Origin of the sequence: Rahnella sp. NRRL B-41462, from assembly GCF_003263525.1 — a bacterium.
Taxonomy (GTDB): Bacteria; Pseudomonadota; Gammaproteobacteria; order Enterobacterales; family Enterobacteriaceae; genus Rahnella; species Rahnella aceris.
On sequence record NZ_JYDF01000035.1, the window covers coordinates 1 to 25,816 of the forward strand.

Annotated in this window: 20 protein-coding genes and 2 pseudogenes; 13 read left to right on the forward strand and 9 right to left on the reverse strand. The window is 53.8% G+C overall.

Features of this window, described 5'->3' with window-relative positions; genetic code table 11:
* Positions 1 to 108 precede the first annotated feature (108 nt).
* From ugpA to ugpQ, 4 genes and pseudogenes are all read left to right on the forward strand, one after another.
* Entirely contained in the window at positions 109 to 996 is an 888-nt protein-coding gene (ugpA, locus tag UC14_RS09640; protein ID WP_013577458.1) for a sn-glycerol-3-phosphate ABC transporter permease UgpA, read from the forward strand.
* The gene (ugpE, locus tag UC14_RS09645; protein ID WP_013577457.1) at positions 993 to 1,838 is read left to right on the forward strand and encodes a sn-glycerol-3-phosphate ABC transporter permease UgpE; all 846 of its coding nucleotides are present in this window, start codon (positions 993 to 995) and stop codon (positions 1,836 to 1,838) included. The genes ugpA and ugpE overlap by 4 nt, the downstream gene beginning before the upstream one ends.
* A 6-nt stretch (positions 1,839 to 1,844) precedes the next feature.
* Positions 1,845 to 2,917 (forward strand): annotated as a pseudogene (locus tag UC14_RS09650) (sn-glycerol-3-phosphate import ATP-binding protein UgpC).
* Between the two features lie 2 nt (positions 2,918 to 2,919).
* Entirely contained in the window at positions 2,920 to 3,660 is a 741-nt protein-coding gene (gene ugpQ, locus UC14_RS09655; protein WP_013577455.1) for a glycerophosphodiester phosphodiesterase, read from the forward strand.
* A 51-nt stretch (positions 3,661 to 3,711) separates the two neighbouring features.
* Here the strand turns inward: ugpQ and UC14_RS09660 are convergent, their stop codons facing one another.
* Both UC14_RS09660 and UC14_RS09665 read right to left on the reverse strand, forming a co-directional pair.
* Complete coding sequence (locus tag UC14_RS09660; RefSeq protein ID WP_013577454.1) at positions 3,712 to 4,386, reverse strand: hypothetical protein; 675 nt, start codon at positions 4,384 to 4,386, stop codon at positions 3,712 to 3,714.
* 253 nt (positions 4,387 to 4,639) lie between these two features.
* Positions 4,640 to 4,942, reverse strand: coding sequence for a DUF2756 domain-containing protein (locus tag UC14_RS09665; RefSeq protein ID WP_013577453.1), 303 nt, complete (start codon positions 4,940 to 4,942; stop codon positions 4,640 to 4,642).
* Between the two features lie 213 nt (positions 4,943 to 5,155).
* Between UC14_RS09665 and UC14_RS09670 the strand changes: the two genes are divergently transcribed.
* Entirely contained in the window at positions 5,156 to 6,055 is a 900-nt protein-coding gene (locus UC14_RS09670) for a carboxylate/amino acid/amine transporter (RefSeq protein WP_013577452.1), read from the forward strand.
* On the opposite strand, the gene metR is transcribed toward UC14_RS09670, so the two are convergent.
* Entirely contained in the window at positions 5,961 to 6,896 is a 936-nt protein-coding gene (metR, locus tag UC14_RS09675; protein ID WP_013577451.1) for an HTH-type transcriptional regulator MetR, read from the reverse strand. The two genes, UC14_RS09670 and metR, sit on opposite strands and share 95 nt — an antisense overlap.
* A 104-nt stretch (positions 6,897 to 7,000) precedes the next feature.
* On the opposite strand from metR, the gene metE reads away from it, so the two are divergent.
* Both metE and UC14_RS09690 read left to right on the forward strand, forming a co-directional pair.
* A complete protein-coding gene (gene metE, locus UC14_RS09680; protein WP_112197618.1) occupies positions 7,001 to 9,280 on the forward strand; it encodes a 5-methyltetrahydropteroyltriglutamate--homocysteine S-methyltransferase in 2,280 nt (759 codons plus the stop codon).
* A 297-nt stretch (positions 9,281 to 9,577) separates the two neighbouring features.
* A complete protein-coding gene (locus tag UC14_RS09690; RefSeq protein WP_112197626.1) occupies positions 9,578 to 10,441 on the forward strand; it encodes an AraC family transcriptional regulator in 864 nt (287 codons plus the stop codon).
* A 3-nt stretch (positions 10,442 to 10,444) separates the two neighbouring features.
* Here the strand turns inward: UC14_RS09690 and UC14_RS09695 are convergent, their stop codons facing one another.
* The 5 genes from UC14_RS09695 to UC14_RS09715 are packed head-to-tail and all read right to left on the reverse strand — an operon-like array spanning position 10,445 to position 15,407.
* Positions 10,445 to 10,789 carry a PTS fructose-like transporter subunit IIB gene (locus tag UC14_RS09695; protein ID WP_013577448.1) on the reverse strand — a complete coding sequence of 115 codons (345 nt, stop codon included), beginning with the start codon at positions 10,787 to 10,789 and terminating at the stop codon, positions 10,445 to 10,447.
* A gap of 24 nt (positions 10,790 to 10,813) precedes the next feature.
* Complete coding sequence (locus UC14_RS09700; protein ID WP_037035395.1) at positions 10,814 to 11,701, reverse strand: [formate-C-acetyltransferase]-activating enzyme; 888 nt, start codon at positions 11,699 to 11,701, stop codon at positions 10,814 to 10,816.
* Positions 11,667 to 13,964 (reverse strand): formate C-acetyltransferase, encoded by a 2,298-nt coding sequence (locus tag UC14_RS09705; RefSeq protein ID WP_112197619.1) that lies wholly within the window; start codon positions 13,962 to 13,964, stop codon positions 11,667 to 11,669. Before UC14_RS09705 ends, UC14_RS09700 begins: the two co-directional genes overlap by 35 nt.
* A 16-nt stretch (positions 13,965 to 13,980) precedes the next feature.
* A complete protein-coding gene (locus tag UC14_RS09710) occupies positions 13,981 to 14,310 on the reverse strand; it encodes a PTS fructose-like transporter subunit IIB (protein ID WP_013577445.1) in 330 nt (109 codons plus the stop codon).
* 17 nt (positions 14,311 to 14,327) lie between these two features.
* Positions 14,328 to 15,407 (reverse strand): PTS fructose transporter subunit EIIC, encoded by a 1,080-nt coding sequence (locus UC14_RS09715; RefSeq protein ID WP_013577444.1) that lies wholly within the window; start codon positions 15,405 to 15,407, stop codon positions 14,328 to 14,330.
* 366 nt (positions 15,408 to 15,773) lie between these two features.
* Between UC14_RS09715 and ptsP the strand changes: the two are divergent.
* Together ptsP and fsa are read left to right on the forward strand one after the other, a co-directional pair.
* Positions 15,774 to 18,277: pseudogene (gene ptsP, locus UC14_RS09720) on the forward strand (phosphoenolpyruvate--protein phosphotransferase).
* Between the two features lie 11 nt (positions 18,278 to 18,288).
* Positions 18,289 to 18,951 (forward strand): fructose-6-phosphate aldolase, encoded by a 663-nt coding sequence (fsa, locus tag UC14_RS09725; protein ID WP_112197620.1) that lies wholly within the window; start codon positions 18,289 to 18,291, stop codon positions 18,949 to 18,951.
* A 93-nt stretch (positions 18,952 to 19,044) separates the two neighbouring features.
* On the opposite strand, the gene UC14_RS09730 is transcribed toward fsa, so the two are convergent.
* Entirely contained in the window at positions 19,045 to 19,872 is an 828-nt protein-coding gene (locus UC14_RS09730; RefSeq protein ID WP_112197621.1) for a dienelactone hydrolase family protein, read from the reverse strand.
* A 183-nt stretch (positions 19,873 to 20,055) separates the two neighbouring features.
* Here UC14_RS09730 and katE point away from each other — a divergent pair, with 183 nt between their 5' ends.
* The 4 genes from katE (at position 20,056) to rmuC (ending at position 25,715) form a co-directional block, all read left to right on the forward strand.
* A complete protein-coding gene (katE, locus tag UC14_RS09735; RefSeq protein ID WP_198670062.1) occupies positions 20,056 to 22,338 on the forward strand; it encodes a catalase HPII in 2,283 nt (760 codons plus the stop codon).
* A gap of 223 nt (positions 22,339 to 22,561) precedes the next feature.
* Positions 22,562 to 23,323: a uridine phosphorylase gene (gene udp / locus UC14_RS09740; RefSeq protein ID WP_013577439.1), complete on the forward strand. Its 762-nt coding sequence runs from the start codon at positions 22,562 to 22,564 to the stop codon at positions 23,321 to 23,323.
* Between the two features lie 165 nt (positions 23,324 to 23,488).
* A complete protein-coding gene (locus UC14_RS09745) occupies positions 23,489 to 24,016 on the forward strand; it encodes a DedA family protein (protein WP_112197622.1) in 528 nt (175 codons plus the stop codon).
* Between the two features lie 157 nt (positions 24,017 to 24,173).
* On the forward strand, positions 24,174 to 25,715 hold the full coding sequence (rmuC, locus tag UC14_RS09750; protein WP_013577437.1) for a DNA recombination protein RmuC: 1,542 nt from the start codon (positions 24,174 to 24,176) through the stop codon (positions 25,713 to 25,715).
* Positions 25,716 to 25,816: the final 101 nt, after the last annotated feature.

Here is a 25,816-nt window from a genome sequence, read left to right on the forward strand (position 1 = left end):
CCCCCTCCCAACCTCCCCCTTCGCAGGGGGAGGAGCCAAAAGCCAAATTCAAAACCAACCTGGTTTGCTCCCTTTCGGGGAGTCTTTTATATCAACGAGTAAACCATCATGAGTTCACACCGTCCCGGTTTTGGTTGCAGCTGGTTGCCCTACGCGCTGGTTTTGCCGCAGCTGTTAATCACCGCGATATTCTTCCTGTGGCCTGCCGGTCAGGCGCTGTGGTATTCGGTGCAGACGCTGGATCCGTTCGGCTTATCCAGTACCTTTGCCGGTCTGACTAACTTCGTGCAGCTTTTTCAGGACTCGTACTATCTCGATTCTTTCTACACCACGCTGAAATTCAGTTTTATGGTGGCATTTATCGGGCTGGCCGTTTCGCTGTTTTTCGCGGCGCTGGTCGATCACGTTGTGCGCGGCAGCCGGATTTATCAGACGCTGATGATCCTGCCATACGCCGTTGCGCCTGCGGTGGCCGCCGTCTTGTGGATGTTCTTGTTCAGCCCCGGTCTGGGCCTGATTACTCATTTCCTCGGCTCGATAGGCTACAACTGGAACCACGCGCAAAACAGCGGTCAGGCGATGTTCCTGGTGGTACTGGCATCGGTCTGGAAGCAAGTCAGTTACAACTTCCTGTTCTTCCTGGCGGCGTTGCAGTCGATTCCTAAATCGCTGGTGGAAGCGGCGGCTATCGATGGCGCAGGCCCGGTTCGCCGTTTCTTCAATCTGGTATTGCCGCTGATTTCGCCGGTCAGTTTCTTCCTGCTGGTGGTCAATCTGGTGTACGCCTTCTTCGATACTTTCCCGGTGATTGATGCTGCGACGGCCGGTGGCCCGATGCAGGCGACCACCACCCTGATTTACAAAGTGTATCGCGAAGGTTTCTCCGGTCTGGACTTGTCCAGTTCTGCCGCCCAGTCCGTGATTCTGATGCTGCTGGTTTGCGGCCTGACGTTCATTCAGTTTCGCTTTGTCGAGCGTAAGGTGCGTTATCAATGATTGAAAACCGCAGAGGGCTGGATATCTTCAGCCACATCATGCTGCTGCTCGGCGTGCTGGTGATCCTCTTTCCGCTGTACGTCGCGTTTGTGGCAGCGTCGCTGGACAACAAACAGATTTTTGACGTGCCGATGACGCTGATCCCGGGCACGCACTTGTGGGAAAACATCACCACGATCTGGACGCAGGGGGCGGGTAACAGCAGTCCGGCATTCGGACGGATGCTGATCAACAGCTTCATCATGGCGATGGTCATCACCGTCGGTAAAATTTCGGTGTCGATGCTCTCGGCTTACGCCATTGTCTACTTCCGCTTTCCGCTGCGTAACCTGTTCTTCTGGCTGATTTTCATGACGCTGATGCTGCCGGTGGAAGTGCGTATTTTCCCGACCGTCCAGGTGATCGCCAATCTGCATATGCTCGACAGTTACACCGGCCTGACGTTGCCGCTGATGGCCTCGGCGACCGCCACCTTCCTGTTCCGCCAGTTCTTTATGACCTTACCGGATGAGCTGCTGGAGGCGGCGCGTATCGACGGCGCGGGCGCGATGCGCTTCTTCTGGGACATTGTGCTGCCGCTGTCGAAAACCAATCTTGCGGCACTGTTCGTCATTACCTTCATCTATGGCTGGAACCAATATTTGTGGCCGATCCTGATCACCAGCGATGTCTCGATGGGCACGGCGGTGGCGGGGATTAAAAGCATGATTTCCTCCGGCGACGGCTCGACCCAATGGAATCAGGTGATGGCGGCCATGATCCTGACCTTATTGCCACCGCTGGCGGTGGTGCTCCTGATGCAGCGCTGGTTTGTGCGCGGTCTGGTAGACAGTGAGAAGTAAACTGAAATGGCAAATTTGAAATTACAGGCAGTGACCAAATCCTACGACGGCAAAAACCAGATTATCCAGAGTATTGATCTGGATGTCGCCGACGGCGAATTCATCGTGATGGTCGGGCCGTCGGGCTGCGGAAATCCACCCTGCTGCGTATGGTGGCCGGGCTGGAGCGCACTACCTCCGGTGATATCTATATCAACGACCAGCGCGTCACCGAACTGGAACCGAAAGATCGCGGTATTGCGATGGTGTTCCAGAACTATGCGCTGTATCCGCATATGAGCGTGTTCGACAACATGGCATATGGCCTGAAAATTCGCGGCTTCGGTAAAGCGCAGATCCTCGCCCGCGTCGAGGAAGCGGCCCGTATTCTTGAACTCGGCCCGTTGCTGAAACGCAAACCGCGTGAGCTTTCCGGCGGGCAGCGTCAGCGTGTGGCAATGGGACGCGCTATCGTGCGTGAACCGGCGGTATTCCTGTTTGATGAACCGCTGTCCAATCTTGACGCTAAACTGCGTGTGCAGATGCGCCTCGAACTGCAACAGCTTCACCGCCGTTTGCGTACCACCAGTTTGTACGTCACGCACGATCAGGTCGAAGCCATGACGCTGGCGGAACGCGTGATCGTGATGAACAAAGGCATTGCCGAACAAATCGGTACGCCGTCTGAAGTTTACCGCCGTCCGGCAAGTCTGTTTGTCGCCAGCTTTATCGGTTCTCCGGCCATGAATTTGTTGCCGGGCCAGCTGACCACTGACGGTACATCGCTGGTAATGGAAGACGGATTCGAACTGCCGCTGCCGGTTCCACGCCCGGAATGGGGAGGCCGCGAACTGACAGTGGGCATCCGTCCTGAACATATTCATCTGACTGATGATTCGCAGAAGGGGATCCCGATGGTGCTGAATACGCTGGAACTGCTGGGCGCGGATAATCTGGCGCACGGCAAACTGGCGGACAGCGGTGTCGTGGTGCGTTTATCCCATGAAGTGTTCCCGACAGCAGGCTCGCTGTTGCGCTTGGATTTCCCGGCGAAAGCGTTACACTTTTTCGATACTCACAGCGGATTACGGATGGAATAAACATGAAAGCCTGGCCATATCCTCGCATTGTGGCACACCGTGGTGGCGGCGCACTGGCACCGGAAAATACACTGGCGGCCATCGACACGGGCGCCAGATACGGTCACACCATGATCGAATTTGACGCCAAACTGGCGCAAGGCGGGGAAATCTTCCTGTTGCATGACGATACCCTGAACCGCACCAGCAACGGCTGGGGCGTGGCCGGTGAATTGCCGTGGGAAAAACTCGAAAAGCTCGATGCCGGTAACTGGTACAGCGCCGCTTTTAAAGGCGAGAAATTACCGCTGCTGGCGCAGGTAGCCGAACGCTGTGCGCGCCATCACATGATGGTGAATATTGAGATCAAACCCACCACCGGAACCGATGAGAAAACCGGCACCGACGTCGCGCTGGCCGCCCGGGAGTTGTGGAAAGATCAGGCCGTTCCGCCGTTGCTTTCCTCGTTTGAATTCGACGCGCTGGTTGCCGCCAAAAAAGCCGCACCGGAATTACCGCGTGGCTTGCTGATCGATGAATGGCACGAAAACTGGAAAGCGCTGACTGACGAACTGGAATGCGTTTCCCTGCATCTTAATCACAAATTGCTCAACGAAGAACGCGTTAAAGCCATCAAAGACGCCGGGCTGCATATTCTGGTGTACACGGTGAATAATCCGGCGCGTGCCCGCGAATTGCTGGGCTGGGGCGTGGACTGTATTTGTACCGATAAGATTGATGTGATCGGGCCGGATTTTATCTGACAGGAATAAGGCGCGGATCCCGCGCCTTAATTATTTTACCGCTGAGAATACTCAGTGTTTGAGCAGGCGCGGGAGTTGGTTATCCAGTTCCAGCAGGCAGGAATCCATATATTTCTCTGTGGTTTTGGTGACCAGCGCATAGTTATTTGCCTGCCAGTCAGCAAGCGGGGCGGTCACGACAGTTGGCGTACATTCTGCAATAACCCATGCGGAGAACATATTCGCATCTTCAGGCTTTTTATAGAATTTAATGGTGTAACGCAACTCGTAGTCCGAGTTGGCGCTGGAGAGGTCTTTATAAACCAGTAACCACTGTGCAGCCACAATATTCAGATTGTTTTTATACTGATAGCCGTTGCCATTTTTTTGCAGCCAGTTTGTGATGAGCGGCCTGGCCCGGGGTGTCAGATAGTTTTTCGTCGGTTCAGGCAGGGTTTTGATTTCAGACCCTTTCAGGTTTTCCTTACTGAAGGTATTCACGGCGATACCGCCGGCAAGCACAGAAGTCAGGACATTAAGTCCAACGCCCGCAGCGGTGTAAGAGGGCGTGACTTCACGCAAATACACATCAGGCGAGCGGTTATTATTCATATCTGCCGAGGCAAAGCCTGAGTACAGGCCAATAGTGCTGCCATTGGCGGCAGAGATCTTTTCAGATTGGGTCGTCGCACAGGCGGATAATAATAAACTGGCAGCAACTACGGTAATCCCTGTTGAAACTTTCATGCAATAATTTCCCTTTTAATTTTATAAAACACTATTAATGCGTCTTCAGATGCGGATCCTGTTTTATTAGCCGCGCTGATTCAGGGGCAGAAAGACTTTATTCTTATCGGTCGGGAATAATAAAAGCATTAATAATAAATGCAAGGGGAGGGATATTTTTATTGTTTCTGGTGGTGATATTACCGGAGGTAAATAGTCAGTACAGCATTACGGCGATGAGGAATTTAAGAGGCACTGAGTGCCTCCCGGAATATTAAGGTGTCTGATTCAGCTTCTGCCCCAGCGTTTGATTATTCTGCTGGATCTGCAATCGTTGCTGATTGCTCTGGATTTGCGACTTCAGCTTGAGCTGCTGTTGTTGCTGGCTGGTGCGTAAATCCTGCTCCTGCTGACGTTTCTGCATTTGCTGATTGTTTTGCTGTTGTTGTTGCATGCGCTGTTGCGACGGATTGGTCAGCAACGGATCGTTAGGGTTCGGCACCTTTTCGACTGCACTGGCGGTCTGAACCGCAAACAGCAGCGGCAGCGCGGCGAGCATTCCATATAAACATTTCATCAGTTCATCCTCCGTTTCCAGTCATACGTTAAGTGTATGCCATCATGCCCCCGGACGGGGTATTTGAGCGCACGTTTCCCTCAAAGCGTGGTATTGCTCTCGTTTGCTCTATAATTGAACAGATGTAAACCACCTTCACACTTCGTGGTTTTCCCCATTCCGTTACAATCGTGCATCTTTCACACTTATCACTGACAACAGGGCTCAATTGCCGTGCCTTTACTCATAATCACCACTATTTTGTGGGCTTTTTCCTTCAGCCTGATTGGCGTGTATCTGGCCGGACAGGTCGACAGCGTATTTTCCGTGTTAGTCCGTTTAGGGCTGGCGGCGCTGGTTTTCCTGCCGTTTCTGCGCTGGAAAGGCCATCAGCTTACGACCATTCTGTTGTATATGGCGGTGGGGGCAATGCAGCTCGGGATCATGTATCTCATCAGCTTCGAGGCGTACCTGTATCTGTCTGTGCCGGAATTCCTGCTGTTTACGGTCATGACGCCGCTGTACGTCACGCTGATTTATGACCTGATCAGTGGCCGCAAAATCCGCATCGGTTATGCGCTCAGTGCGTTACTGGCGGTGGCGGGTGCAGCGATTATCCGTTACGACCACATCAGCGAACATTTCATTATTGGCTTATTACTGGTGCAGGCGGCGAATATCTGTTTTGCCATCGGACAGGTGGGCTATAAACGCCTGATGGAAACCCGGCCGATGCCACAGCACACGGCGTTTTCCTGGTTCTATATCGGCGCGTTGCTTTGCGCGGTGGTGGCGTGGTTCCTGTGGGGCAATCCGCAAAAACTGCCGACCACTGACCTGCAATGGGGCATTCTGGTGTGGCTGGGGATCGGCGCTTCAGGGCTGGGATATTTCATGTGGAACTACGGTGCGACGCAGGTCGATGCGGGAACGCTGGGGATTATGAACAACTTTCACGTCCCGGCCGGGCTGCTGGTTAACCTGGCCATCTGGCAACAGCAGCCGCACTGGCCGAGCTTTATTATCGGTGCCGCTGTGATTATGTCCTCACTGTGGGTACACCGGCGTTGGGTCGTGCCGCGTCGCGCACAAACGGCAGATGATCGCACGCGTGCTGCCGCGCCGAACGAATAAAGGCTTCCGTCACCGGCTGGCGCTGTTCGCCGTCACGTACGGCGGCGTACAGGCGGCTCCATAAGCCATCGCCCAGGGTTTTGGTCACCACCAGACCCTGGCGCTCAAAACTCTCTACTACCCAGTGCGGTAACGCTGCAATTCCCATTCTCGCCGACACCATCTGAATTAATAACAACGTGTTATCGACACTTTTCAGTGACGGGCTGACGCCTGCCGGTTGCAGGAAATGACGCCAGATATCCAGACGCTGGCGTTGCACCGGATAAATCATCAGCGTTTCAGTGCTGAGATCTTCCGGCGTGATCACCGTTTTGGTCGCCAGCGGATGATCCGGTGCCAGCACCAGACGCACTTCAAAATCGAACATCGGGGAATAGTGCAAACCGCTGCGCGGCAGGATGTCAGAGGTTAATACGATGTCCAGCTCGCCCTGTTGCAGGGCGGGCTGCGGGTCGAACGTCACGCCGGATTTGAAATCCATTAACACCTGCGGCCAGTTCTGATGGAAGTTATCCAGTGCAGGCGTCAGCCACTGAATACAACTGTGGCATTCAATCGCGATACGCAGTGAAGTCTGGTGCGGCTCATTGCATGCCTGCAATGCCTGTTGAATTTGCGGCAGCACCTGTTCTGCCAGATTCAGCATGATTTCGCCCTGCGGGGTAAAACGCAGAGGCTGGCTTTTTCGCACGAACAACCTGAAACCGAGGCGTTGCTCAAGGTCACTGAACTGGTGCGACAGGGCCGATTGGGTCTGATGAAGCTGCGAGGCGGCTGCGGCCAGTGACCCGGTGTTGCGCAGTGCTTGCAACGTTCGCAGGTGTTTCAGTTCGATCATGAGAGTCCTTCACTGTGTCATGAATAATTTGCGCTTGTGGAATATACACTACCTGCGGATTATGGATGTGTAAACATCTGGATGGCTAAACAGGAATTTAAAAGATGACGATACTGAATCACACTCTGGGTTTTCCACGCGTTGGTCTGCGTCGTGAACTTAAAAAAGCACAAGAAAGCTACTGGGCAGGCAATTCCACTCAGGAAGAACTGCTGGCAACCGGACGTGAACTTCGCGCCCGTCACTGGAAGCAACAAGCTGAAGCAGGCGTGGATTTGGTGCCGGTGGGCGATTTCGCCTGGTACGATCACGTACTGACCACCAGCCTGTTGCTGGGCAACGTGCCGGCACGTCACCATAATGCCGACGGCTCTGTTGATCTCGATACTTTATTCCGCCTTGGCCGTGGCCGTGCGCCGACCGGTAAACCGGCTGCCGCGGCGGAAATGACCAAATGGTTTAACACCAACTATCACTACATGGTGCCGGAGTTCGTGAAAGGTCAGAAATTCAAACTGGCCTGGACACAACTGCTGGAAGAAGTGGACGAAGCACTGGCGCTCGGCCACAAAGTGAAACCTGTTCTGCTGGGGCCGCTGACCTATCTGTGGCTCGGCAAAGTGAAGGGCGAACAGTTTGACCGTCTTTCCCTGCTCAACGATATTCTGCCTGTTTATCAGCAGGTTCTGGCTGAACTGGCAAAACGCGATATCGAATGGGTGCAGATTGACGAACCGGCTCTGGTTCTGGAACTGCCGCAGGAATGGCTGGATGCGTACAAACCGGCTTACACCGCGCTGGAACAGAGTAAAACTAAACTGCTGCTGACCACTTATTTCGACAGCGTCGGGCACAACCTCGACACCATTCGCCAGTTACCGGTTCAGGGTCTGCATATTGATGCCGTCGCCGGTCGTGACGATCTGCAAACCGTCATCAACGCGCTGCCAAAAGACTGGCTGATTTCTCTGGGGGTCATCAATGGCCGTAACGTCTGGCGCGCGGATCTCAGTACCTGGTTTGACCGTCTGAAGCCACTGGTTGAAGACCGTAAAATCTGGATCGGCAGCTCCTGTTCACTGCTGCACAGCCCGATCGACTTAAGCGTCGAAAGCCGTCTGGATGAAGAAGTGAAAAGCTGGTTCGCCTTCGCCCTGCAAAAATGTGCCGAACTGGCGTTGCTGACCGCTGCCCTGAACAATCCCACCGCCGAAGCGCAGCAAAAACTGGCGGAATACAGCGCGCCAATCCGCGCCCGTCGTGAATCCACCCGAGTAAACAATGCGGCCGTCGGTAAACGTGTTGCCGCGATTACTGCTGCGGATATTGAGCGTCAGCATGTTTACACCGAACGCGCCAAAGCGCAGCGTGCCCGTTTCAACCTGCCGGCATGGCCGACCACAACCATCGGTTCATTCCCGCAAACCACTGAAATCCGCGGCCTGCGTCTGGACTTTAAACAAGGCCGTCTGGATAACACTAAATACCGTACCGGTATCAGTGAGCATATTAAGCAAGCCATCAAAGAACAGGAACGTCTGGGTATCGACGTGCTGGTTCACGGCGAAGCTGAACGTAATGACATGGTGGAATACTTCGGTGAACATCTGGACGGTTTTGTGTTCACGCAAAACGGCTGGGTACAGAGCTACGGTTCACGTTGTGTGAAACCTCCGGTCATTATCGGCGACATCAGCCGCCCGCAAGCGATCACCGTAGAGTGGGCGAAGTACGCGCAGTCTCTGACCGAAAAACCGGTGAAAGGCATGCTGACCGGCCCGCTTACGATCCTGTGCTGGTCGTTCCCGCGTGAAGATGTCAGCCGCGAAACGATCGCCAAACAAATCGCGCTGGCACTGCGTGATGAAGTCGAAGATCTGGAAAAAGCCGGTATCGGCATCATCCAGATTGACGAACCGGCACTGCGGGAAGGCCTGCCATTGCGCCAGTCTGAATGGAATGCGTACCTGCGCTGGGCGGTGGATGCGTTCAAACTGAATGCCGCAATTGCCCGTGACGACACGCAGATCCATACCCATATGTGTTACTGCGAGTTCAACGACATCATGGATTCCATTGCCGCACTGGATGCTGACGTGATCACTATCGAAACCTCACGTTCCGATATGGACTTGCTGGAATCGTTTAAAGACTTCGAATACCCGAACGAAATCGGGCCGGGCGTTTACGACATTCACTCGCCAAATGTGCCCAGTGTGGAATGGATTGAAGACCTGCTGCGTAAAGCTGCAGATCGTATTCCGGCAGAACGCCTGTGGGTCAACCCGGACTGCGGCCTGAAAACCCGTGGCTGGCCGGAAACCCGCGAGTCGCTGGAAAACATGGTGAAAGCCGCCAGGCGTCTGCGTGCTGAGAAAGCCTGAGTGAACGCTCTCTAGATTTACGTTGTGTTGTTGCTGAAACGTTTGGGGCACTCCGGTGCCCCCTTTTTATTTGAGTTTTTTGCGTCCCCGTGCCATTGCCGCATCAGTCCGCCCTCTGAAAGTGACACATGCCCGTGACGCTTTACAGGTGGAACCCTTCCGCCTGAAGGCTGCACCGGATGTGCAACGCCTGGCGGGGCGGAATTTCCATCTTCTTCCGCAAATTTTGGTCTTGTTTTTCTTTCTCCGGCGCAGATTCGCTATCATGGTGTGATTCTGCTGAAAGGTAGCCTGACCATGACCCATCTGCTTTGTCCCCTTTTAACGCCAGTACTTGAACATCCGCACGGTATCCGCCAGGTGTATTTTGCCGGTGCTCAGCATTCCGTGCCTGAACTGTCCTATCAGGTCGATTTCCCCCGGCTGGAACTGATTCTGGAAGGGGAGCAGATGATGAAATGCGAGGACGAACAGGGGAACAATCAGGATGTCCGCATGCTGGCGGGCGATGTGTTGTTCGTTCCCGCTAAAGGCTGGAACAGCCCGCAATGGCAGGAACCGGTACGCACGCTGACTCTGTTATTTGGCAAGCAGCAACTGGGCTTTAGTCTGCTGAACTGGGATGGCGCGCAGTTTACGTCCGGCGAAAAAGGCAATGTGGGCAGGCGCGGGCCGCGCGTGGGGGCGTTTATGTTGCAGGCATTAAACGAACTGGCCTGGCACCGCAGCGATCAGACTACGGCGCAGTTTCTGGTGAAAGGGTTGTTGAGCCACGCGCTGGACTTGTTCAGTTCCTTTGTGAAAACTGCCTCGCGCAGTCAGGCGCTTTTTGAGGCCGTTCGCCAGTATATCGAAGAACATTACCGCGAGCCGCTGACCCGCGATTCTGTCGCTAAGGCTTTCTATATTTCGCCAAATTACCTGTCGCATTTATTCCAGAAAAGCGGCGGTATCGGGCTGAACGAATACCTGAATTATGTCCGCCTTGAACAGGCGAAGAACTTGTTGAAAGGCTACGACATGAAAGTGAGGGAAGTGGCGCACGCCTGTGGCTTTGTCGACAGTAACTATTTTTGCCGCCAGTTCAGGAAAAGCACTGAGCGTTCTCCGTCAGAATACCGGCGGCAATACCGTAGCCAGTTGGAAAATAGGACGTCGTAATCGTCAGGGCAGAACGATTTTCGTTCCCTGAGGCGAGGTGGCGAGTTTCTTTACGGCAGCCATCACTTTCTCCGGCGTGCGTAAAAAGGTGTGGATGCCGGTTTGGACGCAACGGCTGTGCGCAAATCGCTCACCGTTTTCCAGTTGAATTTCAGTGACTAAAAGCACAACATCGGCCTGAGCAATGTCGGTTTCTGACAGTGCATTTTCGAGGCCCAGCGCACCCTGAGTTTCAACTTTTACCGGCCATTTTTCGTGCTGACACAGTTTTTCCAGCTTTTCTGCCGCCATATAAGTATGCGCCACACCGCTGATACAGGCGGTTACTGCGACCAGTTTGAGCGACATAGTGTTTCCCCTGATTAAGAAAATTTATCCACCGAGCGTCACGGTATAACCGTATTTTTCGGCCATCGCATAAAACGGCGCAATAGCTGCGGCATCCGGTGCCGTCGTCTTATACATTGAATACGCTTTATCCAGTAACGGATACTTCGCTTCGCCGTATTTGTGAAAGGGCAGCAGATGGATTTCAGTTAAATTGAAGGGCTGCAGGAAATCCAGAATTTGTTGCATATTTTCAAGTGTTAACGTGAAACCGGGGATCAACGGCAGGCGGGGCAGCAGCTTAACGCCGCGTCGTGCCAGCGCCGTGAAATTCTGCAACACACGCGGCTGATCCATATTGAGCACTGCTCGTGCCTGAGCGGGATCCATTATCTTGAAGTCATACAATACCTGATCGCAGTGATCGGCGAGCGCCAACAGGTGGCCCAGCGGTGCATCGCCCGCCGTTTCGATCGCTGTCGGAATGCCTAAGGCCTGCAATTCCCTGAGCAACTCACCGGCAAATGTGTATTGCATCAGCACTTCGCCGCCGGAAAGCGTGACACCACCGCCCGACGAGCGGAAAAAAATCTCATCCTTGAGCAGGCGCGTCATTAAGTCCGGCAGCGTAATATCTTCGCCGACATACTCCATTGCACCACTCGGACATTCGTTCGGATCCTGCAAACAGGTGCGGCAGTTCAGGCATTTTGCCTGCCTTTTGATGACCTGAATGCGTGGTGACATCGATTCAGGGTTGGCGCACCACGGACAGCGGTGGGGGCAACCTTTGAAGAAAACCAGGGTACGGATACCCTGGCCATCATTGAGTGAAAAACGCTGAATGTTGAAGATGCGCCCGCGTCTTTCCGTTGCTTCCATAACAGGGATCCGCAGGTCAGAGCTGGTGCGCGGTGCGGCCGATAATGTCATCCTGGATCTCCTTTGACAGCTCAACAAAGAACGCGCTGTATCCCGCCACCCTGACGACCAGCCCCGCAAAATCCTGTGGACGTTTTTGCGCTTCACGAAGCTGCTCAGCATTCACCACGTTGAACTGCACATGCTGCAACTTCAGACGGGTGAACGCGCCGAGGAAATCGGCCAGTTTATTCAGCCCCTGCTGGCCTTCAAGCGTTGATGGCGTGAACTTCACATTCAGCAGCGTACCGTTGGAGAGCAGTGTATTGTCGAGTTTACTGACGGATTTCAATACCGCCGTTGGTCCCTGATGATCCTGGCCCAACATTGGCGAAAGTCCGCCATCTGCCAGTTGTTCACCGGCAAAACGGCCATCCGGCGTTGCACCGACTACCGCACCTAAAGGTACGTGTGCGGAAACGGTATAAGAACCCGGCGTAAACTGACCACCGCGTGGATTACGATACTGCTCGACTTCCTTACAGTAAAAACGCAGCAAATCTGCACTGATCAAATCGACTTCATCAATGTCGTTGCCATACTTCTCAAAGCGGTTGATCAGGCGGGCGCGAATGGCGCGGCCTTCCTCGCTGGCAAAATTCTCTTTCAGCGAAGCCAGTAATTCATCAAAGGTCAGGCGTTGCTGATCAAACACCATGCCTTTCAGCGCATACAGGGAATCGCTGAGGTTGGCGATGCCGATACCCTGAACACCGGAAAAATTATAACGTGCGCCGCCAGCGGTAATGTCTTTGCCGCTGTCCAGACAACCTGTAATAAAGGAGGACAGCAGCGGAACCGGTGCCCAGTCGCGGTGGCCGATATCACAGATATTGCTGCCCTGCGCCATCAGCCTGACGTAATGGCTGATTTTCCGGCGGATCTGTTCCACCAGCTCAGGATAAGTAATCGCGGTGTTTCCTTCATTTTCATGCAGCGTCAGTTCCATGACTTTCAACAGGTTAAACATGGCAATATCATGCAGCCCGTAGGTTTTGCCAGGGATGGATAATTCCACGCAGCCTACTACCGCATAATCCCGCGCATCCTCAAGGCGCACGCCACGATTGAGAAATGCCGGAACCACCACTTCATCATTAAAGATTTGTGGAATGCCGGTGCCGAGGCGGATTGTTTCGGCGGTTTTCAGCAGGAACGGGCGGTCGATCAGTTCATTGACTCTCACGCCAAGGTTAGGCTGTGGCAGACAAATACTCTGATAGGCATCCAGGCACAGGAACGACAACACATTGACGGCGCTGCGTCCGGTGTCGGTCAGACCGCCGAGTAAAATGGTGTAACCCGTCGGGAATCCGGCGAAGTAACGTGCGCTGGACGACGAACGCAGCAGCACGATGTCGTTGCATTTCACCCACAGGCTTTCCAGCAGTTCTTTAAGAAACGCCGGGGATTCGCCGTGGGACAGCGAGTGCTGATAGAACGGCAGCATGTACTGATCGAAGCGCCCGAGGGACAGCGAACTGGCATTGGATTCGTATTGCAAAATGATATTCATATACCAGAACAGCTGGCAGGCCTGATAGAAATCCTGTGGCTTATGGCCGGAAATATATCGCGAAATGCGGGCAATACGCGCCAGTTCTTGTTTTCTTGAGTTGTCCTGACAGGCTTCTGCTAACTCTTCTGCCAGCGCGGCGTAGCGCAAAATATGCCGCTGTGCTGCCTGCAGTGTAATCAGCGCTGCCTGATAAAAGGCATTATCCGGCGCGCCGGCAACGTGTTGCTGAAGTTCTGAAACTAAGTTATCCAGGCCCGAATTCAGCAGACGGGGATAATCGATAATGATGTGCCCCTGACCTTTGTCAGTCTGGTTGATACTAAAAATCTGCGTCTGAGTGGCCGCTTTCACTTCTTCCGGCATCTGGCTGTTAATGAAATCCTTCATCGAATGCGATTCCCAGTAAGGGAAAAGCTGCCTGCGGTAAATCTGTTTATCCTGCTCAGAAATGTTGAAACGGTCCTGCGGACGGGTGGGAAACGTGTCCAGCTCTTTCAGCAGCCAGCAGGGGTCCATTTCAGGGGAGATGATCCCCGCACGTGGTTTGACCGTACGGTTACCGACAATCAGCTCGTCTTCACGCAAGGCAATCTCAATGTTATCCAGAATGTATGCCGTGGCTTTCGCGCGGCGCAAAAGCGTGGGTTCGCCTTCTGTGCTGCGGTGACTTTCGGTATACAGCAGGGCACGTTCCAGCGAGATTTCACGCGGGCTGGCGAAAAGTGCGGCTTTAAGACGTTCTGTGCGGGAAGTCATCTCGTTCTCCTTGGGATCAATCCGTGACAGCAGCTTTGGCGAGATGCGCTGCGATTTTTTCCATGATGGCATCTGCGCGTTTTACGGCATCGCTGATGGCCACGCGCACCGTCACTTTGCCTTTGAAACGCTCTTCCTGTTTGATACCGATGTCTTTGGTCAGGATCACGATGTCGGCGGCCGCCACATCTTCCGGCGTCAGTTCGTTTTCCAGACCGATTGAACCCTGCGTTTCAACTTTGCATTCCCAGCCTTTAGCTTTTGCCGCACGTTCAATCGCTTCAGCCGCCATATAAGTATGAGCAACACCGGACGGGCACGCGGTGACAGCAATAATGTGAGTCATGATGTTTTCCTTTGGGTTCAGTTAATTTCGAAGTCCAGATCAAGGTCAGATTCCTGACGCGTTTTTGCCGACTGCTTTTTGGCGGCCAGATATTTCAGCGTGTTGACGCACAGTGCAGTGACAACCATGCCGACCAGCAGCGCGCCGATATACCCCAGTTTTCCCTGCACGACCGGCAGTACAATCAGCCCGCCCCAGCCGGCATAGCATTGCGCGCCAACCAGGGCGGCAGTCACCGCCGCACAAGCAGAACCGAACATGATGGAAGGAATGACACGCAACGGATCAGCGGCGGCAAAAGGTATGGCGCCTTCGGTGATACCGACACAGCCCATCAGCATGGCGGCTTTGCCCGCTTCGCGCTCTTCGGTGGAATAGTATTTACGGCCAATCAGCGTGGCAAAGCCCAGCCCCAGCGGCGGTGTCGCGATAGCCACGGCGGCAATCGCCACCACGGTATACACGCCCTGTGCCACGCAAATCAGCATGAAAGCGTAGGCCACTTTATTAACAGGTCCGCCCATGTCGAAGGCCAGCATCAGCCCCATGATGATGGCGAGCACAATAATGCTGCCCTGCTGCATGCCTTGTAGCCAGTGAGTCAGGGAGGTGGTCAACAAACCAACCGGTTCGCCCAGTCCCCACATCATGACGCCCGCAGTCAGCAGGGTGCCGATAATCGGGATCACGAAGATCGGCATCACCGAGCGCAGGATCTTCGGTACGCGGATCTTCTTAAGATAGAAAACGATAATGCCGCCCAGCAAACCGGCGATGATCGCGCCAAAAAATCCTGCGCCGAATGAGGCGCCGACCCAGGCGCCGATTGCCGAAGGGGCGAGCGCGGAACGGTCAGAGATGGAATAACCGATATAAGCCGCCAGAAAAGGCACCATCAGGGTTAAACCGGCGACGCCGATATCAAATAACTTTTTCAGGTTCGGATCGGTTGCCGCGTCCGGTACGGCACCTTTGCCATACAGCATCACCGAGACCGCCAGCAAAATGCCACCCGCGACCACAAAGGGGATCATATGAGACACGCCAGTCATCAGATGCTGGCGGGTATTTTTTAGAATATTGAGTAAGTCTTTCATGATGAACTCCACGAAAACCGGTGTCGGGCTGAAAATCGCAAATATCAGGGTTTCATTTCAAAAACCGCAGATACAGAAAGGCTATCGACCTCAACAATAGGCTGCTGGCTGTGGCGCTCATAGTGGACAAATTTGTGTTTTACTGGACTTTTGTAATGTCCTCACAAAAATGCGAGCCGGTTCAAATAACCCGAGAAAATACGCGGTTTAGTGACGGTAGTGGCGCGTGAGCTGGCTCGCAAAAAACGATACACATTACATTTATCCAGTGTTTGTCATTTTTGTCTGGTAGCTATCGGATCCGCCTGACTCTTATGCTGCAAGGAGCCGGTGCATTACACCGGAATTTGGGATGAGGATTCAGAAATGGCCAAGAAGTTGAGCTTCACCTGCATGTTGGTAAATGGTGTTCACGCCCGCCCGGCCAGCCATATTGAAACGCTGTGCAACAGTTTCGGGTCTGTATTTAAGTGGCACAATGGGCGTACTGACCGCATTGCAGATGGTAAAAGTGTCCTTTCACTGATTGGTGCCGATATTCTGTTTAACGATGAATGTCACGTGACCATTGAAGGGAATGACGAAGATGCCGCGCATGCTGCGCTGGCACATTTCATTAAACATCAGTTGCCTCATTGCGATGAAGCCCTGCCTGAGCATGATGAAAACGCTGAATTTGAGCCGCTTCCTGAATCCCTGATGCATCTTTCTCCGCTGGTTTTCCGTGCCCGTTCAGTCAGTGAAGGCTGTGCGCTGGGGAAACTGGTCAGCCTGTCGAATGTGAATCTGGCGACACTCAGGGATTTACCGGAATCTCAGGGTAAAGATAAAGAACAAAGTCTGCTTTCCACCGGACTGGCACAGCTTGAAAAATCACTCGAATTACAGCCGATGGCGGACAACGGGACGATCACGGCAGTGCTGGAAGCGCACCGTTCTTTGCTGCGTGATAACAGCCTGCGGGAAGCCTTGCTGAGCCGCGTGGCGCAAGGCCGGAGCTGTGCGCAAAGCATTGTCGACACCGCCGCGCATTTCAGCTTGCAGCTCGCACAATCGTCCAGCGCCTATTTGCGTGAACGCGAGCTGGATATTCGTGATGTCAGCTTCCAGCTTTTGCAGCAAATCTATGGCGAGGAGCGTTTTCCTTCCCAGCAGGCACTGAGCGAAGCCAGTATTTGTCTGGCAGATGAACTGACGCCAAGTCAATTTCTCGAACTGGATAAAACACATCTGAAGGGGCTGTTGCTCGGCAGCGGAGGCAGTACGTCGCATACCGTGATCCTTGCCCGATCGTTCAATATTCCTGCACTCGTTGGCGTTGATCCACAGCCACTTCAGGCTTATTTGCAGCAGAATGTGCAGATCGACGGCGATCTCGGGCTGATTGTCTGTGCGCTCAGCGAACCGGTGCGCCGTTATTATCGTCAGGAACAGGCGGTGCATCAGGCGCTGCGTGAACAGCAAAGTGAATATCTCAATAAACCGGGGTATACCGCTGACGGTGTGCGCCTTGAAGTGGCGGCCAATATTGCCCACTCGGTCGAAGCCAGCGCGGCGTTTGGCAATGGGGCAGAAGCTGTCGGACTGTTCCGTACAGAAATGCTGTATATGGATCGCGCCAGCGCTCCTTCCGAAGATGAGTTGTACAACATTTATTGTCAGGCTACGGATGCGGCCAACGGCAAAACCATCATTGTCCGCACCATGGATATCGGTGGCGATAAACCAGTTCATTATCTGAACATTCCTGCCGAAAACAACCCGTTCCTCGGTTATCGCGCCGTGCGTATTTATCAGGAATACCTGCCGTTATTCCATACGCAGTTGCGCGCGATCCTGCGCGCCTCGGCGCACGGATCGCTGAAATCATGATCCCGATGATCTCCTCTATGGAAGAGATCTTATGGGTGAAAGATCAACTGGCTGAAGTCAGGCAGTCGTTGCGCAGTGAGCAAGTGCCGTTTGATGAAAAAATTCAGCTTGGGATCATGCTGGAAGTGCCGTCGGTGATGTTCATCATCGATCAGTGTTGCGAAGAGATTGATTTCTTTAGCATCGGCAGTAATGACCTGACGCAGTATCTGCTGGCGGTCGACCGTGATAACGCGAAAGTGACACGCCATTACAACAGCCTGAATCCGGCCTTCCTGCGCGGCCTCGACCACGTTGTGCGCGAAGTGCATCGCCACGGTAAATGGATTGGTTTATGCGGTGAACTTGGCGCGAAAGGCTCGGTATTGCCGCTGCTGGTTGGGCTGGGGCTTGATGAAATCAGCATGAGTGCACCGTCGGTTCCTGTGACCAAAGCACGGCTGGCCAAACTCGACAGCCGCGAATGTCGCCTGCTGCTGAACCGCGCCATGCAGTGTCGCACGTCGCTGGAAGTCGAACACCTGCTGGCGCAGTTCAGGATGGCGGTCAACGATGCCCCGTTGATTACGGCGGAATGTGTGGCGCTTAATGCTGACTGGCGCAGTAAAGAAGAAGTGATTAAAGGCATGGTGGATAACCTGATGCTGGCAGGGCGTTGCCGTTATCCACGCAAACTCGCCGCCGATGTCTGGGCGCGCGAAGCCGTATTTTCCACCGGCCTCGGGTTTGGCTTTGCGATACCGCACACCAAATCAGAACACATTGAGCAATCGACTATCAGCGTCGCGAAACTCCCGCAACCGGTGCGGTGGGGCGATGAAGAAGCGCAGTTTGTCATCATGCTGACTCTCAATAAACACGCTGCAGGCGATCAGCATATGCGGATTTTCTCAAAGCTGGCGCGACGGATTATGCATGACAGTTTTCGTGATGCGCTGATGCATTCCACCACCGCAGCACAGATTGAAGCGCTGCTTAAACAAGAACTGGAACTCTGACAGGAGAGAATATGGAACTTTATCTGGATACGGCTGATATCAGTGCAGTAAAACGTTTATCGCGGATTTTACCGTTACAGGGTGTGACCACCAATCCGAGCATTGTGGCTAAATCGCAGACTTCCGTGTGGGAGGTTTTGCCCGCGCTTCGTGATGCATTAGGTGGTGAAGGGAAACTGTTTGCACAAGTGCTGGCGAATCAGACCGAACAGATAGTGGAAGAAGCTGAACTGCTGCATTCCCGCGTGCCGGGGCTGGTGGTCAAAGTGCCGGTCACCGCCGCCGGTCTGGCAGCGATTAAGATCTTACGTACCCGCAAAATTCCAACGCTGGGAACCGCGGTGTATGGTGCCGGGCAGGGACTCCTGTCGGCGCTGGCCGGAGCAGAATATGTCGCGCCGTATGTTAACCGGCTGGATGCCCAGGGGGGAGATGGCATTGCGATGGTGACGGAGTTGCAGCAATTGCTGTCCCTGCATGCGCCGCATGCCAAAGTGCTGGCCGCCAGTTTTAAAACGCCGCGTCAGGTTCTGGCCTGTCTGCTGGCAGGTTGTCAGTCGGTCACTATCCCGGTGGACGTAGCGGAGCAATTTATCAGTGCGCCTGCGGTACAGGCGGCTGTCGATAAATTTGAACAAGACTGGCAGGGTGCCTTTGGGCAGTTGTCGCTGTAACGGGTTAACTTCCCGTAAAAAGCCCGGCAGGAAAAACCTGTCGGGCTTTTGTCATTCTGGTCGGTGTCCTTTTACTGCACACCATACTTTTTATTACTTAACCCCATACTGCGCAAAGAAATCCAGCATCCGTTGCCAGCCGTCGGCGGCGGCTTCAGCGTGGTAACTCGGGCGATAATCGGCGTTAAACGCGTGGCCCGCTTCCGGATATACCACGATTTCCGCCGTAGCATTGGCTGCGCGAATGGCCTGACGCATGGTTTCAATGGTATCCAGAGGAATGCTGGAATCTTCTGCGCCGTATAAACCCAGAACCGGTGCATCCAGCGCGGCGGCGCGGTCAACCGGATTTGACGGGCTGGTCAGCGTTTTATCGCCGACCAGTTTGCCGTACCACGCCACGCCCGCTTTCAGCTGCGGATTGTGCGCCGCGTACAGCCAGGTGATGCGCCCGCCCCAGCAGAAACCTGTGATGCCTAATTTAGAAATGTCCCCGCCATGTTGTGATGCCCAGTGTGCAGTGTGATCGAGATCTGCAAGCACCTGCTGATCCGGCACTTTACTGACCAGTTTAGCAAAAAGCTCACTGATTTCAGTGTAGTCACGCGGGTCACCCTGCCGGAAATACAACTCCGGCGCGATGGCCATATTACCCTGTTTCGCCAGACGGCGGCAGATATCCTGAATGTGTTCGTGTACACCAAAAATTTCCTGCACCACCAGCACGATCGGCAATTTACCGGTGAACTGTTCCGGACGGGCGAGGTAGGCGGGCATATCTTCGCCCTGCGAGGGTATGGTGGTCTGGCCTGCGTGCAGCCCGTCGGTATCGGTATGGATAGTGGTGCTGGCGACGGGAGTGACGGCAGGGGCAAAGCTGGTCGGAGCCTGTTTCAGGGTAAGCAATTCTTCTTTTTTCATTGGGGTCTCCAGGCAAGTGTCCATACGAAAATCTGTGGCTATGGATTAAAACTATAGCCGGAAAGCATGAACAGCAAGGCGCAAGAGATGTTCTATAGTTAAAAGTTAATCAGGAAAGTCATCATGGAAGATTTACAGAACGTCCACAGAACACCCGAAACCTTTGTCGAGGAGCTATGTTCAATGTCAAAATCACCCTCTAAAGTGACCAAGAAAAGCGAGTCAAAATCGGTAAGCCGCGCCCCCGCCACGGGCATTGAATCTTCACAGCCACGCCTGGGGGATCTTGCGCCCGGCGATCGTATTTATCAGCCTTCACCACAACCGACACCGCCAGGAAAAGAACCGACAGCGTCCGGCAGTGCGAAGAGTCCGAAAAATACCAATGCCAAACTCGATGCATTAGAACGCCACCGCAAAAATGGTGAAAAACAGCCGCTGACCACCAATCAGGGCACCAAAATCTCTGATGATCAGAACTCGCTGAAAGCCGGAAACCGTGGCCCGACACTGCTTGAAGATTTCATTCTCCGTGAAAAAATTACTCACTTCGACCATGAGCGGATTCCCGAACGTATCGTTCATGCGCGGGGCGCTGCGGCGCACGGTTATTTCCAGCCCTATCGCAGTATGAAGGCAGTGACCAAAGCCAGCTTCCTCTCTGATCCTAAAAAGAAAACGCCGGTATTTGTGCGTTTCTCTACCGTTCAGGGTTCCCGCGGTTCGGCAGATACCGTACGTGATATCCGCGGCTGGGCGACCAAGTTTTATACCGATGAAGGCATTTACGACCTGGTCGGTAACAATACACCGGTGTTCTTTATTCAGGATGCCCATAAATTCCCTGATTTTGTGCATGCGGTAAAACCCGAACCGCATAACGAAATCCCGCAGGGGGCGAGTGCGCACGATTCCTTCTGGGATTACGTGTCCCTGCAACCGGAAACCCTGCATAACGTGTTCTGGGCGATGTCTGACCGGGGCATTCCGCGCAGTTACCGCACGATGGAAGGTTTTGGCATCCATACTTTCCGTTTCGTGAATGCGAAAGGCAAAGCCACTTTTGTGCGTTTCCACTGGAAACCGCTGGCCGGAAAAGCCTCTTTGTTATGGGATGAAGCGCAGAAACTGGCCGGGAAAGATGCCGATTTCCACCGCCGTGATTTGTGGGAAGCCATCGAAGCCGGAGATTATCCGGAATACGAACTGGGTGTGCAGTTGATCCCTGAAGAAGATGAATTCAAATTTGATTTCGACCTGCTCGACCCGACCAAACTCATCCCTGAAAAACTGGTGCCGGTAGAACTGATCGGCAAAATGGTGCTCAACCGTAACCCCGATAATTTCTTTGCTGAAACCGAGCAAGCCGCGTTCCACCCGGGGCACATTGTGCCGGGCATAGATTTCACCAATGATCCGCTGTTGCAGGGGCGACTGTTCTCTTACACCGACACGCAAATCAGTCGTCTGGGCGGGCCTAATTTCCATGAAATTCCGATTAACCGGCCGACGTGCCCTTTCCATAACTTCCAGCGTGACGGCATGCACCGTCAGGACATTGATACGAATCCGGCGAACTACGAGCCGAATTCCATCAACAATAACTGGCCGAGGGAAACACCTCCGGCAGCGTCCGGTGGTGGCTTTGAAAGTTATCCTGAACGGGTTGATGCAGAAAAAATCCGTCAGCGCAGTCCGTCATTTGCCGAATATTATGCCCATCCGCGCCTGTTCTGGCTGAGCCAGACAACAGCGGAGCAGGATCATATTATCGGCGCTTTCTCATTTGAATTATCGAAGGTGGCGCGGCCGTATATCCGCGAGCGGGTCGTGGATCTGTTAGCGCATGTTGATCAGACGCTGGCGCAGAAAGTGGCGAAAAATCTGGGTATTACCCTTTCCGCTGACACCCTGAAGATCAAGCCGCCGAAGCCCGTGAATGGGCTGAAAAATGATCCGTCGCTGAGTTTGTATGCCAGCGGTAAAGGCACGATCAAAGGGCGGCAGGTGGCGATATTGCTGGGTGAAGGTGTGAATGCGGCGGATGTTCTGGAAACCTTACAGGCACTTCAGGCCGCTGGCGTTCACCCTAAGCTGCTGGCCAGTCACTTAGGGAGTGTGACTGCCGATGATGGTTCTACGTTGCCGGTTGATGCTACGTTTGCCGGATCGCCTTCCATCACCGTTGATGCAGTGATTGTTCCGCATGGGCATATCGACGCACTGCTGATGAATGGCGATGCACGGCATTATGTGCTCGAAGCCTACAAACACCTGAAAGTGGTGGGGCTAAGTGGCGATGCACGCCGCTTCAAATCGCTGCTGGGGCTGACGGATGATGTGCCGGAAGAGGGCGTTGTGGAAGGTGAAAAAGCAGAAGGAGCGTTGCTGAAGGCGTTTCTGAAAGACATGCTCAAACACCGGATCTGGTCGCGCAGTGCGGCGGCAGATGCCGTTCCTGCCTGATTAACTGTAACTGATAAACAGGCAATCCCCGGCAGCGGAGATTGCCTGTTTAAAATTCCCTCACCCCTCCTTATTTTGTGACTTGAATCACAAAATAAATGTATGTGAAATTCCTGTTGTTACATCATAGTGACGACCGTCACGAAATAACGTCACAATGTTCAGTACAGTTGCCGGGTGTTCCTCCTGCCAATAAATGACCTTACACACAGAGGAGTTTGTTATGTCTCAGCCTGAAGTTTTCCATCTTGGCCTGGCCAAAAAAGATTTAAACGGCGCGACGCTGGCGATTGTTCCCGGCGACCCTGAGCGCGTGGAAAAAATTGCCAAATTGATGGAGAACCCGGTTCGTCTGGCTTCCCACCGCGAATTTACCTCATGGCGTGCTGAGCTTGATGGCAAATCTGTGATTGTTTGCTCAACCGGTATTGGTGGCCCTTCGACCTCTATTGCGGTTGAAGAACTGGCACAACTGGGGATCCGTACTTTCCTGCGAGTCGGTACAACTGGCGCTATCCAGCCACACATCAATGTCGGTGACGTTCTGGTCACGACCGCTGCCGTTCGCCTTGATGGCGCGAGCCTGCACTTTGCGCCGATGGAATTCCCTGCAGTAGCCGATTTTGCCTGCACCACCGCGCTGGTTGCGGCGGCAGAAGCCGTGGGTGCCGCGACGCACATTGGCGTTACCGCCTCTTCTGACACCTTCTATCCGGGTCAGGAACGTTATGACACTTACTCTGGCCGTGTTGTCCGTCGCTTCAAAGAATCGATGAAAGAGTGGCAGGAAATGGGCGTCATGAACTACGAAATGGAATCCGCGACTCTGCTGACCATGTGTGCAAGCCAGGGTCTGCGCGCGGGGATGGTGGCGGGTGTTATCGTGAACCGCACGCAGCAGGAAATCCCTAATGCGGAAACCATGAAAAAGACTGAAAGTCATGCGGTGAAGATTGTTGTAGAAGCAGCCCGCAGGCTTATTTAGTCCCTATAAAACTAAAACAACCACATCACATCATCACATCAATGGGCTGCCTCTGGCGGCCCATTTTTTTGCCCTGCTAAGCAGATCTGTTAAGGTCATGTTAGTAATCCATCTGGAATAATTGATGAACCTCCTCCCGGATCTCTGACAAAAGGAACTGCATTTTTGACTGTTCACGACCTTCTTGAGTACACAACCACCTTCATCCGTGCCCATCAGGTGTGGGCTGCACCGATCGTTTTCTTTCTGGCTTTTGGTGAGTCTCTGGCATTCCTTTCCCTGCTGCTCCCGGCAACGTTTATCTTGCTGGGACTCGGCGCGCTGATTGGCGAAACCGGTATTCCGTTCTGGCCCATCTGGGCCGCCGCCGCCGCAGGCGCTTTCCTGGGAGACTGGCTTTCTTACTGGATTGGTGCCCGTTATCAGGATCGGGTTAGCAATTTCTGGCCTTTCTCCCGCCATCCGCAAATGCTGGTTCGTGGACATGCTTTCTTTGAAAAATGGGGCATGCCCGGGGCTTTCATTGGCCGCTTCTTTGGCCCGCTTCGTGCCGTTGTGCCACTGGTTGCCGGTATCTGCGGTATGCCGCAAAAATATTTCCAGATTGCGAATGTGACGTCTGCACTCATCTGGGCTTTCGGCATCCTGGCGCCAGGTGCTTTCGGCATTCAGTGGCTGAGCCGCTGGTTTTGAATGCTGCTCTCTGTGGCTGGCTATCGCAAGGGGGAAAATACAGAGAAATTCCTTTTTGGAAGACGTCTCGCAAAGGCTCAATGCAACAGAAAATAGACTGGACATCCATACAGCCTGACATTACCTTGGCCGCAAGAGACTTTAAGAGGGAAATCGCGTGGATATCAGCATCCTGACAGCCCTGGGGGCGGGGTTAGTGGGCTTACTCGTAGGTTGGCTTATCGCCAGCCTGCGCCAACAGCAACAGCAGACGGAGTATGAAACGCAGCGCCGTTTGCTGGAACAATCGCTGGAACAGGCTAAAGCGGAAAATGATACGCACAAAAGCGAGCGGCAATCAGGGCAGCAGCAACTGCGCGAGGCTGAACTTGAGCTGCGCAAACTGCATAGCCTGCAGGCGGCCAGTCAGGAAAAATTACAACTGCTTGCCCACTGGCAAAACGAGTGTGAGCAACTGAATCAGGAACTGCGTGCGCAGCGGGAAATCAACAGCGCGCAGGAAGCAGAGTTGCGTGAGGTTTCAACCCGTCTGGATGAAACCCGCATGGCGGCTGAAGAAAAGCAGCGTCTGCTGATTAACAGCGAACAGCGCCTGAGCAGCCAGTTTGAAAATCTGGCTAACCGGATTTTCGAACAAAATGGCCGCCGTGCCGACGAACAGAACAAGCAAAGTCTCGACAAGTTACTGTTGCCGTTGCGCGAGCAACTGGATGGTTTCCGTCGTCAGGTGCAGGACAGCTTTGGGCAGGAAGCCCGTGAACGCCATACGCTGGCGCATGAGATCCGCAATCTGCAGCAACTGAATGTGGAGATGGCCCGTGAAGCCGTCAACCTGACCAAGGCACTGAAAGGTGACAACAAAACGCAGGGCAACTGGGGGGAAGTGGTGCTGAGCCGCGTGCTCGAGGCTTCCGGTTTACGTGAAGGGCATGAGTACCAGACTCAGGTCAGCGTGCAGGTTGACAGCAACAGCCGGATGCAACCCGATGTGGTCGTCAGGTTACCGCAGAATAAAGACGTAGTGATTGATGCCAAAATGACCCTGGTCGCGTATGAGCGCTATTTCAACAGCGAGGATGACAGCGAGCGGGAAGCGGCACTCAATGAACATATTGCCTCGGTGCGCGGACATATCCGCCTGCTCGGGCGCAAAGATTACCAGCAACTTCCCGGTCTGCGCAGCCTCGATTATGTGCTGATGTTTATCCCTGTTGAGCCCGCTTTTCTGCTGGCTATCGACCGTGAGCCAGAATTGATTAGCGAAGCGCTCCGGCACAATATTATGCTGGTCAGCCCGACGACCCTGCTGGTGGCGCTGCGAACGATCAGTAACTTGTGGCGCTATGAGCATCAGAGTCAGAACGCCAAACGTATCGCCGACCGCGCGGCACGTCTTTACGACAAACTGCGGCTGTTTGTGGATGACATGGAGTCGATGGGACAAAGTCTCGACAAAGCGCAGGGAAGTTATCGATCCGCGATGAATAAACTCTCGCAAGGCCGTGGTAATCTTATCGGACAGGTGGAAAGTTTCCGCGCGCTGGGTGTTGAAGTTAAACGGCCTATCAGTCCGTCTCTGGCTGAAATAGCGAAAGCGGAAAATGAACCTGAAGACACCGCATCTCTGCCCGATACCTCTGATGCGGAAGAAGAACAGACGCTGAACCCGGGTGAGTTAACTCCCCACCAGCAGACATAGCGGGTCAGAGGGCCTGCACTGTATTTGTGATTCAATGCATGAATTTTTGCAATATGTTGAATCACCATCGGTGATGGGGCTTTCGAACGGGTTCTGATACA

Coding starts and splice junctions, on each gene's coding strand:
- ugpA (WP_013577458.1), top strand. CDS start 109: ATGAGTTCACACCGTCCCGGTTTTGGTTGCAGCTGGTTGCCCTACGCG.
- ugpE (WP_013577457.1), top strand. CDS start 993: ATGATTGAAAACCGCAGAGGGCTGGATATCTTCAGCCACATCATGCTG.
- ugpQ (WP_013577455.1), top strand. CDS start 2,920: ATGAAAGCCTGGCCATATCCTCGCATTGTGGCACACCGTGGTGGCGGC.
- UC14_RS09660 (WP_013577454.1), bottom strand. CDS start 4,386: ATGAAAGTTTCAACAGGGATTACCGTAGTTGCTGCCAGTTTATTATTA.
- UC14_RS09665 (WP_013577453.1), bottom strand. CDS start 4,942: ATGAAATGTTTATATGGAATGCTCGCCGCGCTGCCGCTGCTGTTTGCG.
- metR (WP_013577451.1), bottom strand. CDS start 6,896: ATGATCGAACTGAAACACCTGCGAACGTTGCAAGCACTGCGCAACACC.
- metE (WP_112197618.1), top strand. CDS start 7,001: ATGACGATACTGAATCACACTCTGGGTTTTCCACGCGTTGGTCTGCGT.
- UC14_RS09690 (WP_112197626.1), top strand. CDS start 9,578: ATGACCCATCTGCTTTGTCCCCTTTTAACGCCAGTACTTGAACATCCG.
- UC14_RS09695 (WP_013577448.1), bottom strand. CDS start 10,789: ATGTCGCTCAAACTGGTCGCAGTAACCGCCTGTATCAGCGGTGTGGCG.
- UC14_RS09700 (WP_037035395.1), bottom strand. CDS start 11,701: ATGACATTATCGGCCGCACCGCGCACCAGCTCTGACCTGCGGATCCCT.
- UC14_RS09705 (WP_112197619.1), bottom strand. CDS start 13,964: ATGACTTCCCGCACAGAACGTCTTAAAGCCGCACTTTTCGCCAGCCCG.
- UC14_RS09710 (WP_013577445.1), bottom strand. CDS start 14,310: ATGACTCACATTATTGCTGTCACCGCGTGCCCGTCCGGTGTTGCTCAT.
- UC14_RS09715 (WP_013577444.1), bottom strand. CDS start 15,407: ATGAAAGACTTACTCAATATTCTAAAAAATACCCGCCAGCATCTGATG.
- fsa (WP_112197620.1), top strand. CDS start 18,289: ATGGAACTTTATCTGGATACGGCTGATATCAGTGCAGTAAAACGTTTA.
- UC14_RS09730 (WP_112197621.1), bottom strand. CDS start 19,872: ATGAAAAAAGAAGAATTGCTTACCCTGAAACAGGCTCCGACCAGCTTT.
- katE (WP_198670062.1), top strand. CDS start 20,056: ATGTCAAAATCACCCTCTAAAGTGACCAAGAAAAGCGAGTCAAAATCG.
- udp (WP_013577439.1), top strand. CDS start 22,562: ATGTCTCAGCCTGAAGTTTTCCATCTTGGCCTGGCCAAAAAAGATTTA.